The sequence below is a fragment of the Mesorhizobium sp. M0571 genome (assembly GCF_040320985.1).
Classification (GTDB): Bacteria; Pseudomonadota; Alphaproteobacteria; order Rhizobiales; family Rhizobiaceae; genus Mesorhizobium.
The window spans coordinates 1-10,628 of record NZ_JAMYQT010000009.1; the positions used below are offsets into that span (position 1 = coordinate 1).

Sequence of the window (10,628 nt, forward strand, 5' to 3'; positions counted from 1 at the left end):
GGGCCGAAAACTGGGCGCTGCTCTCATCCGTCGTGGCCACCTGCAGGCTCAACGACGTCAATCCCGTTGCCTACCTCGCCGAAACCCTCGAGGCCATCATCAATGGCCATCCACAGAGCCAGATCGAGGAACTCATGCCCTGGCGATTCCGGAAAACATCAAGCCCAAACCCATAGGTGATCGGCCAGGCGCTTACGCACCAATGCGCCTTGTGGCAGTTCTTCTCCCTCGAGATGCAGCTATCGCCGCACGCCTTGCCGGCGGAGCACGTCTTGCAGCAGCCCTCGACCGGGATTGTCGACCAGGGTATTGCGGATCCGGGCGCATGACGATCGGCGCCGTCAGCATCAGAATGCCGGCAATCGCCGCAGCGGCGACGAGTCGAAAACATGGTTGCCCCCTCCCAAGGAAGGAGGATCAGAGCATTTGTGATGGCTCAAGTCGAGGGAGGTGCAAACGTGATGAAATGCAAGGTTTTCGCCCACTGCCTCACGGTGGAGGGCTCTCCTTTCATCGTGACATCCAGCCGTCCGGCCCGTTGTCTGAGCGCATTGTCTCGTTGAGTTGCCGAAGCCGCTCTTTTCTCGCCGCCTCGGCCGCGGTCCGTAGCGGGTGAAGGGAAAAGCCTCGAGCTTGGAGGCAGAGGGTCACCGCCTTATGCCAGCGAGGCCCTCGCCGGGTCCACATCTTGAGCTGCTCAAGGGCTTCCTTCGCATTGTTGCAGCCATGCCTGACACCGGTTTCAGTCTTCACGAACACCGGAGGGACGAACCAGATGGGCGCCATGATACCTCCTACTCAGGGGAGAGATACACGTTGGCCTCCTTGGCAGCCGCCTCAAAGGCTTCACGCACCTCTTGGGGGGAGGCGCTGCCCTGGAACGCATCGACGCAGGATTGGACCGCCTTGGTCCACTTCGGGCCCTTTGTGTCCCACCCCATGAGTTCCTCGGCGGCTCCCTCGACGTGGCTGACCCCATTGCGAATGCCCGGACGTTTCGTCTTCACGTAGACCGGGGGAGCGAACCAGAGGGGACCCATAAGGGGGAACTTAGAGCGCCAAGAGCCCGCTGACCAACCCCGCTTTAGCCGCAGCTAAGGAACGATGTAGGCCCTCGCGGGTTTAGAACTCGCAGCGGTCCTTCTTGGATGTGCAGCCGCTGTGGGGGTCCGTCGCCTTTCTCTCACGGGCGGCGGGCTCCTTTCGCGAAGGCGGTGTTGGTCAGAGAACCTTTACCGCAGTTCAAGTTAGCTGGTTGTCATTGGGGGGAGTAATGTCCCCTCCTCTTTTGCAGCGGCCAGGAATGCCTTCCGTGCCTCCTCAGGTTCCATCTCGTCGGCAATGCAGGCCATGCAAACGCGCACCGCGAGGTCCCACCAAGGGCCACGCTTGGTCCACTTCATCAGCTCCTCGCCGGCTGCCTCGGCGTTGTTGACGTTGCGGATGATCCCGGGACGCTCGGTCTTGACGGGGACCGGAGGGTTGAACCAGTGGCGAGCCATGAAGGGGCCTTAGGGCGGCTAGCGGGTTTCCTCTCTATGAACCGGCTCAGCGACGAGGACGGCTAACCATTTGTTAGGGATGGTCTGAGTCCGTGACGGGTGTTTCCAAACGTTCATCGACGTTTATCCGAGCGGTCGGTACGAAGCCGGTATGCATCATCTTCCGGTGGGTGTCGCCCTAGTCATTTCGCTTGTAGTCGGTCTAGCCATTGCGGCGATCGCCTCAAAGGACCATTCGGAAATCTGCGGCATCCGATGCTTATTCGTCCTCGGCGAGAGCGTTAATGTGAGGGCTGTCACGCCAAGGCCGGAATGTCGAGAATGAATGGCAGCACACGGTCGCCATTGCCAGGTCACGACAAGCGAAGTTGGCTGACAGCTACTCCTGGGCGTCGAAAGCCACGCAGAGGCCCATGGCAGTTGCTGCCTCGACGATTGCCTCGGTTAGTTCTTCGTCGGAGGCCACCAAATAAGGCGCAGTCTCCCGAGCTTCGCGTAGTGCCGCTTTGATCGAGACCGTGTCGCGACGGTCCGCCCTGTTGAGGAGTACAGTAATTGCTTGTTCTAGAAACGGACCGACCCTTCGCGCGACGCTCATCCAGCCCTCCCCAGGGACACGCCGAAGGGTGACTCTACTCCCTACCTGAGCGGCATCAAGGCCATGTACGAATTGTACAAATTGGTACGGCGCTGGGCCGCCACAGTCAGGAATGTTTGTAGAATTTCTGTGGTGGGGATCGGACACCGGCTCGCGAAGACCCCCATGCTCCTCCTCGATCCTATTGACGCGCCTCGAGCCGCCTTTCTCCCACAATCCCAGGTCGGTCTGTCCTAACGTACACCGCAGGGGAGGACCAATGGGTTGCCATGAGGCTATTTGCGAAGATCGAACCCGACGAACAGGCCAAAGGCTGGGGCAAGATCGACAATAAGCTCCACCAGCTCGCAGTCAGTTTCCGCCAGATGTGGCCCGTCTCGGCGCACCGCTGCAATAGTCTCTTTGACGGAGATGATTTGGCCGCGACGGGCTTGTAAGATCAGCTCGTGAACAAGGTGTTTGGCAGTCACCTTGTCGGGTCGGCAGTTCGTCCAAACGTTCATACAAGGCCTCCCACCTCAGCGAGAACCCAAGGGGCATTCATGACCCACTGTCGGGAAAAATCAAGAAGAATGTTTGGTGGAAATTTCTGGGTGGGAACCAGAAAAAGTACGGAGCGAGCCTCTGTACTCTTCCGCTTTGACGCTCAGCCAGCCCGCTAAGGGACTTCTTCCGTCGGCCCCTGTTTGGCCCGATCAATAGCCGCAAGTAATGACTGTAGGGTTGGCGGCAGTTCTGGTTCGACCCCCAGATTTAAGAACGTTTGTACGTTATGACGATAGCCTTCGGAACGGATCAATTTCCGAAACGCTTCGGAGACAGACTGATGGTCTGCTTTGTTGCTGGTCGTCATGTTCGGGAAGTCCCTCCCAATGAGCCGCAACTCGCCCGCAACGAATGGGTTCCATCAGGAGGTCGGAATATTTGGTAGAAATTTCTGAGCGGGGGATCGGATAACTGGCTCGCGCGACGACCCCCCGTTGCTCGAGCGCATTACCTTCACCAACTACTTCGCGCGCGAGATTGCGTTGCCGGTCCGTCTCGACTTCGATGCCGATTTCCGAGACATGTTCGAGGTGCGCGGCACCACGCGTAGCCGTCGCGGTCGTGCCCCTGACGCGCTGATTGGTGAGGCAAGCGTCACATTTCGGTACGAAGGGCTTGATAATGTAGCGCGCCAGTCGGTCATTGCGGAGCCGGATCAGGTGCATTCCAGTTACGCCGAGTTCCGCATTGTCGTGCCGAGCCGTGACCGCAGGATCCTCCATCTGGATGGTCGGTCACGGCGAAGAGATTCCGTCCAGTGACCGGTTTCGTGCCGCCGCTGCGCGAGCGCGATGTGCGATTCGCTCAAAGCGCCGGCAAGGCGCCACCGTTTTCAGTTCCGGACGCGTGTTCAATGACTGGCTGGCCCGCATACGTACCGACATCGCGCTCCTGACAACCGACCTCGAGACGGGACCATACCCGTATGCCGGCATTCCATGGTTCTCAACCGCCTTTGGTCGCGACGGAGTCATTTCCGCCTTGCAGATGCTCTGGCTCAATCCCGAGCTTGCCCGTGGCGTGCTGGCGTTTCTCGCCCGCTACCAATCGACCGAGACTTCCGTCTTCGGAGACGCGGAGCCAGGCAAGATCATGCACGAAATGCGCAAGGGCGAGATGGCCGTGCTTCGCGAGTTGCCGTTCGGCCGTTACTATGATGGCGTCGACACCACTCCGCTGCACATCTATCTGGCTTCGTCCTACGCCGACAGGACCGGAGATGAGGACTTTGTCGATCGCATTTGGGAATCACTGGGTGCTGCCACGGCTTGGATGGAAGAGGTCGGAGCCCGCAACGGGGAGGGGTTCGTTACCTACAGCAGGGCAGCGGATACGGGCCTCTTCAATCAGGGCTGGAAGGACAGTGCCGATGCGATCTTCCATACCGACGGCACTATTCCCAAGGGACCGATCGCCTTAGTCGAGCTGCAAGGTTACGTCTTCGCAGCATACCAACCGCGCTGAACGCTCGCACCTACCAAGCCGGACAGCGCTACTGGTTCGCCGCATGTTGCACAGGAGCGGAAGAAGCTCGAACGCCGAGGCTTTACCCCAAGCCAGATCGACGCCGAGATCAGCCGCTATGCGACGGCGATCAGCCGCATCCTTCACTCTCAAAAGCAATATGGCTCAACACCGGATAGTGCCGCATGAGCGAGGGAGCGAGCATGTCCGTCCGCGAAGCGGAACGGAATGGGGGTGTGGGGCCCCCGGCCCCACGTCTTCCTTCTGTTGGCGCCGCGCGCGCGATGGCATTTCGAGGCAGTGGAGCGCATGCCCGATGACAGGTTCCTCGCGAGCACCAGGCCGCGCACCATGAGCTGCGCTCGCCGTCTGTCGACCTGGTTGCCGCCGTGCTTGAGCGCGAGTGGTGCCGGTGGCCTGAAGGTCGCGACGAATCAACCGCCGGCCCAGTTCAACCCGCGCGACGTCCTTCAAAGCTCGGGGGATCGATCTTCACCAAGCGGTCTGCGGCCTCGACCGCAGTTCGTATCCTGCTGCACAGCGCAAGATTTTCGGCCAGCATTTCTTCAGTGCGTTGAAGTGCGAGCTCGGTCCGGTGGATGCGCTGCCTGGCATTGGCAACTTCCGATGTCAAAAGATCGGCCGCCATCCCGTGGCCGTGGGGTTCCATAGTGTCCATGGGTTTCTAATACATGGGGGGCGATATCGTTCCATGATGTCGGGCGAAACGGCGGGCCGCAGAAAAGCGCGATGGGCCGAATGACCAATGCGCTCCCTGTCAAAACAGCGGACGCTGAGGAAGATCACAAGGGAAGCACTAAGGCGCAACTCAACCTCAAAGCGAACGGTCCGTTTTTTTGGAACTTTGTGGGCTGGTCGACAAATTGCACGACGTTCCCTGATATGACAGGCACTCTGACCCTGTCGTTCCCAGTCAGGCGAATGTCGCTGTCGTCTCGACGGACCAAAACCATCACCTTTCGGACCGATCACGTGACGATTCGCGACGGCATGAAAAGATGAAGGCGGCACCCGCTAGCGGGTGCCGTGTCGGTGCTGCAGGCCCCAGGCCGAAGCAATGGGAAGGCCGGTTTTCTGCTTGTGGGGGAACAGCGCCCTTTATTCCCCTGCCCAATACCGAGCAGGTACGCGACAAACGCAGGCGTGATGAATGCGAGCAGTTCCACACGAGCAGAGCGACCCCACCAGCGCCGCATCCTCGCGACGACTCGGACCGTCTCGAAATGCACGAGCACTGTTTAAACCATCAGGACGTTAAACCATCAGGACGGTGGAGAGGGCGAGAGCAGTAGCTATTCTGAAATCTCCAACGATGGTCGGCAAACCGATAATGGAAGCGAGCAGTCAGTCGGCGCCAGAATGGTTGTCGGCCACCTAAGTCGAAGAAATTCTGGAGGAGGAACAAGGCGTCCAAAGGACGGGGGTCAATCACCGCCCAGCATACGGCTACGAGGTGTGGTTCAGGGGATTTAGCCGTAGTGCCAGTGCGGCTTTGGCTCGGTGCCGGTGAACATGACGCCGATGCGGTCTTCGCGACGCCAACGAACCACCGCCTTGTAGGCGATGCCGTCGGTCGGCACATAGAGCAGGAATTCGTCGGGGACGCGAGCGTCGATCGAGGCCTTCAGTTCGGCGCCGCCGGCATGCATGTTGCGCACCGTGCACGTGACCTCGGAATGGGTCATGCCGGTCAGGATTGTTGCGCCCTTGAAGACGCGCTGCCTGCGTTGGCGCCTCTGTTCGTCTTCAGCCATTTCGCCTAATTCCCGGCGTCTGTCGCTTCGTGTAGTTTTTGGTCTGCCAGATAATTGAGCTTGGCTGATGAACATAGCGTTATCGTCAGAGGCGGCGTGACATGCGGGATCGGTTGTGGAAGTACGTTTCAGGAGCATGCCGGCCTCCTACCAAAGGGCTTGCCAAGGCCGCCGGCGACCCCACAATGGGTCAAGCCGGGGATCAAAGCCCGCGTGAAGCACCTTGCGGCAAGGAAGAGCTTCGCTGCAGGTTTTTTGATGGAGAACTAGCTGCGGCGTCCGACTAGAATGAGCCTTATGTTCCAATCAACGGAACCGTCACGGTTGTCGCATAATTAATCGGATACCGGTCGAAATACGGGAATTCAATCACGAACGCATATTTGGCGGTCAGATGGGCCATTCGAAAGCCGCCGCTGGGGGCGTCGATTGCTATTGTTATGTCGACATCGCTTAATCCCAAACTCAGCAATTTTGCCGTGGCTATCGCTTTTATCTCGGCTTCGGTCAGCGAGTTCTTCATTTGCAGCGCTCGTGAGGACGTTTCCAGAGTATAGCGAACACTCGACATGGCATTCAGAGCCCAGCCGAATGCGAAGATGCCGATCAAAAGCATTATCAGAATAGGCGCGATCAGCGCGAACTCCAATGCGGCTCCGCCTGATACCCCACGTATGAAGGCTCCCGCTTTAGCGGACACGAATCACCTGTTTGTGGCTGATCCCGCGCGAGAGGGAAAAATCGCCAAAACTGAAGGGCGGGAACCAGGTGGCTGTCGCCTGGATTTCGACGAAAACCGCGGGAGCTTTCAAACTGTCGCACAGGACAGATGGATCGACCACGGTGATCCCGCACATATATTTCCGGCTCAGCGTCACCTGCGCGTCATCGGGATGATTTTCCCAGCTCGAAAGGGCGACGGCTTGGGTAGCCGCGTCGTCGGCCGCGCCTTGCATCACGAGGTTCGCCGCCGTTTTGACGCCTGCACGCATCGACAACGCGCTTGATACGAAAGACCAGCCGTTAATAACGCCAAGAAGTACCAGGCAAAGGATCGGCACAATCAGCGCAAACTCTACCGCAGCAACACCCGAATCGCTCCGGAACATCCGGACGGATCGCCGTTCCACGAAGATTACTCCACAAGCCGAACGGATTGCGTCGCCGGAATGTCGCGCATTCCGAGGCTCGTGCAATCCTGGCTGATGCTCGTGTTGCCGGACCACTGCAAGGTACTGGCGACGACCTGCGTGCAACCACCTTTGCCAGAGAAATTGCCCAGAAAATTGACATCCTGGGTTGGAAAATACAAAGCGCCGGTCAAAAGCGAGTCCGCCGTGCCATTGAACGTGTTCGATCCCGCCAGGTTAGCCCTGTTGCCGTAAAACAGCACACCGGAATACGTGCCCGACGTCGGTGCGCTAAGCTTGACGGTGGCGTTGCCGTTCATGCTGACGCCCGAGCTGCCGGCCAGATAAATGATGACTCCGTCGCCGGAAATATTGGCGTTCGCGTTCGCCTTGAAATCACCGCCTTGAATGACGTACACGCCGGGCGCGAGCGCAACATTGCCGCTCAAGCTCAGCCCGCTGCAGTATGTCCCGGGGTTCAGGGTCGACAATTTCGAGTTTTGACAGGGGGTTGTGGCTGGTGGCGCCAGCAGGTCGGCAAAGGGATCACCAGCGGGTAAGGCCTGGGTTATCGGGCTGGCGCAAACAGTCGTCACGGGGTTGTTCAACGAAACACCGCCGGCCGATATCAGGCAGTCGGCCTGAAGGTTTGCCGATCCCTGAAGCTTGATCGCATCGGCGGCAATGGAATTGGACATGACGGAGCAGCCGGTCATTTTTATGGTCGAACTGCCGGAAAACAGCGCCGCTCTCGGGGCGGAACGATTGAGCGACAAAGCGCAGGCCTTTGAGGCGTCAGTGATAAAAGCCACCGCTCTTGCCCGTGCGCCGATCGCGTTTTGCGTGAATATCGATGTAAAAAACCGATCGAGGGTCTGATGGACGATGACCTCGACGGCCTTTTGGGCGACATTCGGGCCAGAGGACGGGGGCGTGAAGATTTCGATTGTGCCTGTTGACGGGTCCCAGCCGTTCGTCGTCGCTGACAGTGTCGCGGCGGCGACTATCGTTGGCTTGTCAGATCCCGAAACCTTTTCCAAAGCGCCAGCATAGGCTGCCGCATCCGCCACCGCCTGTAATTTCAGGCTGCTAAAATACCAGTAGGAGGTCTCGATACCGAGACCCGCTGCGCCGACGACAATCGGCAAAGATAGGGCAAAAATAGTAGCAACGTTGCCGCTCGTCCCGACGCCTCGTCGCAAACACCGAACCAACCGCCTCGATATAATGCGCCCCATTTCCATGGGGTATTTAACGAAAGATGGATGAAGGAATGGCTAAGAATTGCGCTCCATTTGATATATCCGCTCCTTGGCGCGGCCGGCACAAGTTTCCGCGGCCGCACTCGGCGAGCACGCTACTGGTCGCTGGCCCTCTCTTCAACCGGCGGCGCCAGTCGCGTATCGGGTTAGCGTTTCCAGTCTCGATGATTGACTTTGCGAGTGTTTCGCCCTCGTGGATGGGCTAACGGCCATAGCCGCGACAAATGAAATCAGATTTGCGCCAGCGCAAAGCGTGCACGGCAAGCAGGCCTCACCTGCACGCGCTCCACTTTGACAAGCCTAGGCGCCAATTGCACGGCGCTTCCAGGAGTTCCACCTCGAGCTATGTGCGCTCTCGCGCGAAACAGCGCGCCCCCTTGCCAGGCCTTCGAAGCAATCCGTCGCTGAGAACACGCGCGACTCACGAGCGTTTCAATGGAGGGGAGTTGGTTGCCACGCTCGATGTTGGAGATACTTTCCAGTTGCGGCCGATGCGATCGACCATTGGTTTGGACGCGTACATGCCGTTCGCAGGCGGCTTGTGGGCGCGACGTGAACGGAAAAGAAACGTTTCCAACATTAGATTCCGCGATTCGAATGAATCTCGCCTGTTCGGCATAGTCGCAACGCGGTGCTGGGCTAGTCGTGCCAACAAATCAATTAGCGCCCCTGGCGGAACTGAGCCCGATGAACAGCTTGACGATACGCCGCCGCATACTCGCCAGTTTCGCGGCCGTTCTGGTTGTCATGACGGTTATGGCCATCATTACATACGTTTGGTTTCTCCAGACGGAGCAAGAAGCGACCAGCGTGGAAAAGGAAACTCTTCCGGACCTCTATCACAGCACCCAGATCATGATGGGACAGATGGATGCCCATAGTCTTCTCCAGGAATATGCTCTTCAGGACAATCCTGCCGACAAACGGGCTTTCGAGGCTACCATCAAGGCGAACCGCGACGCCCTGCAACGGTCGATGGACGAGTATGAAGAGACCATTGAGTCCGATTTGGACAAGCAGAACTACGCTGTCGTCAAGGACCTCGCCGATCAATTCCGCCAAGCCGAAGCCGCCGTACTGGATGCCAGTCGTGCCGCGTTGGCGAAGGGAGAGATCCCCAACGAGCGCCCGGCCATCAAGAACAATGTGGAGCCGATCTTTCGGAAATTGCAATCGGCTCTGCAAGCCATGGTCGAGGACCATAGAGGAGAGGCAAACAGCTCGACCCAAAAGATAGGTTCGATCGTCCGCACAGCGAAGTTGGGCCTGATTGCCGGGTTCCTCGTAGCACTCGGTTTGGCCCTTTTGTGCGGCTATCTTCTATTCCGTGCCGTTAGTGTCCCGCTTGGCCGATTGCTCGATCTCGTCCGTGTAATGCGCCTGGGCGACTTCAGCGGGCGCCTCGATTTGAAGCGCAAGGACGAGTTTGACACGCTGGCTGAGGGCTTCAACACCATGGCCGACGATCTCACCACGCTGATAGGCCAGGTTCAGAAATCCAGCATTCAAGTCAACACATCGATAACCGAGGTGGCCGCCACCTCAAAGGAACAGCAGGCAACCGCAAATGAGATCGCGGCCACTACGACCGAAATCCGAGCGACCGCGAAGGAAATCTCGGCAACCTCCAATGAGCTCGTACGAACGATGAGCGAAGTTTCTGCGGTCGCCGAGCAAACCGCCACGCTCGCCACCGGCGGACAAGCAGGGCTGGCACGCATGGAGGCAACCATGCAGCACGTCATGGAAGCCGCCACCGCGATTAATTCCAAACTTGCGATCCTGAGCGAGAAGGCCGGCAATATCAATCAGGTGGTGACCACGATCACCAAGGTTGCCGACCAGACCAACCTTCTTTCGCTAAACGCCGCAATCGAGGCTGAGAAGGCGGGTCAATATGGGCGAGGCTTTGCGGTCGTGGCAACGGAGATCCGGCGGCTTGCCGACCAAACCGCCGTCTCGACATACGACATCGAGCAAATGGTCAAGGAAATTCAATCCGCCGTCGCAGCCGGCGTCATGGGCATGGACAAATTCTCCGAGGAGGTCCGACGTGGCATGCAAGATGTGCAGCAGGTCGGCGGCCAACTCTACGAGATTATTCAGCAGGTCCAGGGCCTGGTACCACGCTTCGAAGTCGCCAATGAAGGAATGCAGGCCCAGGCAACGGGCGCAGCGCAGATCAGTGAGACGCTGATACAATTGAGCGAAGCCGCTCAGCAAACGGTTGAATCCCTCCAGCAATCCACGCTCGCGATCGACGAACTCAATCAGGTTTCGGGCGGGTTACGCAGCAGCATTTCCCGTTTCAAACTGCGGGCGCTGCGAGAGGTGCCTGCGAGCTAGGACGA

The 10,628-nt window shown here is 58.7% G+C and carries 13 protein-coding genes and 1 pseudogene; 4 read left to right on the plus strand and 10 right to left on the minus strand.

The genetic code is table 11. From position 1 onward, the window contains the following. A partial coding sequence (locus NKI85_RS12885; protein WP_502900660.1) for a transposase domain-containing protein occupies positions 1-176 on the plus strand: 176 nt, incomplete at its 5' end. A gap of 618 nt (positions 177-794) precedes the next feature. On the opposite strand, the gene NKI85_RS12890 is transcribed toward NKI85_RS12885, so the two are convergent. From NKI85_RS12890 to NKI85_RS12910, 5 genes are all read right to left on the minus strand, one after another. Beyond that, the gene (locus tag NKI85_RS12890) at positions 795-1,040 is read right to left on the minus strand and encodes a DUF982 domain-containing protein (protein ID WP_352469334.1); all 246 of its coding nucleotides are present in this window, start codon (positions 1,038-1,040) and stop codon (positions 795-797) included. A 207-nt stretch (positions 1,041-1,247) separates the two neighbouring features. Next, complete coding sequence (locus NKI85_RS12895; RefSeq protein WP_352469335.1) at positions 1,248-1,502, minus strand: DUF982 domain-containing protein; 255 nt, start codon at positions 1,500-1,502, stop codon at positions 1,248-1,250. Positions 1,503-1,881: 379 nt separating this feature from the next. Beyond that, the gene (locus NKI85_RS12900; RefSeq protein WP_352469336.1) at positions 1,882-2,100 is read right to left on the minus strand and encodes a hypothetical protein; all 219 of its coding nucleotides are present in this window, start codon (positions 2,098-2,100) and stop codon (positions 1,882-1,884) included. Positions 2,101-2,375: 275 nt separating this feature from the next. Beyond that, positions 2,376-2,603, minus strand: a complete 228-nt coding sequence (locus tag NKI85_RS12905) for a hypothetical protein (protein WP_352495650.1) — start codon at positions 2,601-2,603, stop codon at positions 2,376-2,378. 155 nt (positions 2,604-2,758) lie between these two features. Continuing rightward, a complete protein-coding gene (locus NKI85_RS12910; RefSeq protein ID WP_352776793.1) occupies positions 2,759-2,953 on the minus strand; it encodes a hypothetical protein in 195 nt (64 codons plus the stop codon). A gap of 127 nt (positions 2,954-3,080) precedes the next feature. Here NKI85_RS12910 and NKI85_RS37915 point away from each other — a divergent pair. Beyond that, positions 3,081-4,101, plus strand: a pseudogene (locus tag NKI85_RS37915) (glycogen debranching N-terminal domain-containing protein); the annotation flags it as partial. A gap of 460 nt (positions 4,102-4,561) precedes the next feature. Here NKI85_RS37915 and NKI85_RS12925 read toward each other — a convergent pair. After that, positions 4,562-4,759, minus strand: coding sequence for a hypothetical protein (locus NKI85_RS12925; protein ID WP_023722969.1), 198 nt, complete (start codon positions 4,757-4,759; stop codon positions 4,562-4,564). A gap of 110 nt (positions 4,760-4,869) precedes the next feature. On the opposite strand from NKI85_RS12925, the gene NKI85_RS12930 reads away from it, so the two are divergent. Further along, positions 4,870-5,133 carry a hypothetical protein gene (locus tag NKI85_RS12930; protein ID WP_352776795.1) on the plus strand — a complete coding sequence of 88 codons (264 nt, stop codon included), beginning with the start codon at positions 4,870-4,872 and terminating at the stop codon, positions 5,131-5,133. Between the two features lie 467 nt (positions 5,134-5,600). Here the strand turns inward: NKI85_RS12930 and NKI85_RS12935 are convergent, their stop codons facing one another. From NKI85_RS12935 to NKI85_RS12950, 4 genes are all read right to left on the minus strand, one after another. Beyond that, positions 5,601-5,885, minus strand: a complete 285-nt coding sequence (locus NKI85_RS12935) for a PilZ domain-containing protein (protein ID WP_023680838.1) — start codon at positions 5,883-5,885, stop codon at positions 5,601-5,603. A gap of 295 nt (positions 5,886-6,180) precedes the next feature. Then, positions 6,181-6,534: a TadE/TadG family type IV pilus assembly protein gene (locus NKI85_RS12940; protein ID WP_352529192.1), complete on the minus strand. Its 354-nt coding sequence runs from the start codon at positions 6,532-6,534 to the stop codon at positions 6,181-6,183. Positions 6,535-6,574: 40 nt separating this feature from the next. After that, a complete protein-coding gene (locus NKI85_RS12945) occupies positions 6,575-7,015 on the minus strand; it encodes a TadE/TadG family type IV pilus assembly protein (protein ID WP_031195389.1) in 441 nt (146 codons plus the stop codon). Between the two features lie 5 nt (positions 7,016-7,020). Beyond that, the gene (locus tag NKI85_RS12950) at positions 7,021-8,259 is read right to left on the minus strand and encodes a pilus assembly protein TadG-related protein (protein WP_352776796.1); all 1,239 of its coding nucleotides are present in this window, start codon (positions 8,257-8,259) and stop codon (positions 7,021-7,023) included. A 705-nt stretch (positions 8,260-8,964) separates the two neighbouring features. On the opposite strand from NKI85_RS12950, the gene NKI85_RS12955 reads away from it, so the two are divergent. Next, a complete protein-coding gene (locus NKI85_RS12955; protein WP_352776797.1) occupies positions 8,965-10,623 on the plus strand; it encodes a methyl-accepting chemotaxis protein in 1,659 nt (552 codons plus the stop codon). The last annotated feature ends 5 nt before the right edge of the window (positions 10,624-10,628 follow it).

Excerpts from the sequence above, each read along its gene's own strand:
- NKI85_RS12910 (WP_352776793.1), bottom strand. The coding sequence starts at position 2,953 with ATGACGACCAGCAACAAAGCAGACCATCAGTCTGTCTCCGAAGCGTTT.
- NKI85_RS12930 (WP_352776795.1), top strand. The coding sequence starts at position 4,870 with ATGACCAATGCGCTCCCTGTCAAAACAGCGGACGCTGAGGAAGATCAC.
- NKI85_RS12935 (WP_023680838.1), bottom strand. The coding sequence starts at position 5,885 with ATGGCTGAAGACGAACAGAGGCGCCAACGCAGGCAGCGCGTCTTCAAG.
- NKI85_RS12905 (WP_352495650.1), bottom strand. The coding sequence starts at position 2,603 with ATGAACGTTTGGACGAACTGCCGACCCGACAAGGTGACTGCCAAACAC.
- NKI85_RS12950 (WP_352776796.1), bottom strand. The coding sequence starts at position 8,259 with ATGGAAATGGGGCGCATTATATCGAGGCGGTTGGTTCGGTGTTTGCGA.
- NKI85_RS12895 (WP_352469335.1), bottom strand. The coding sequence starts at position 1,502 with ATGGCTCGCCACTGGTTCAACCCTCCGGTCCCCGTCAAGACCGAGCGT.
- NKI85_RS12925 (WP_023722969.1), bottom strand. The coding sequence starts at position 4,759 with ATGGCGGCCGATCTTTTGACATCGGAAGTTGCCAATGCCAGGCAGCGC.
- NKI85_RS12900 (WP_352469336.1), bottom strand. The coding sequence starts at position 2,100 with ATGAGCGTCGCGCGAAGGGTCGGTCCGTTTCTAGAACAAGCAATTACT.
- NKI85_RS12890 (WP_352469334.1), bottom strand. The coding sequence starts at position 1,040 with ATGGGTCCCCTCTGGTTCGCTCCCCCGGTCTACGTGAAGACGAAACGT.
- NKI85_RS12955 (WP_352776797.1), top strand. The coding sequence starts at position 8,965 with ATGAACAGCTTGACGATACGCCGCCGCATACTCGCCAGTTTCGCGGCC.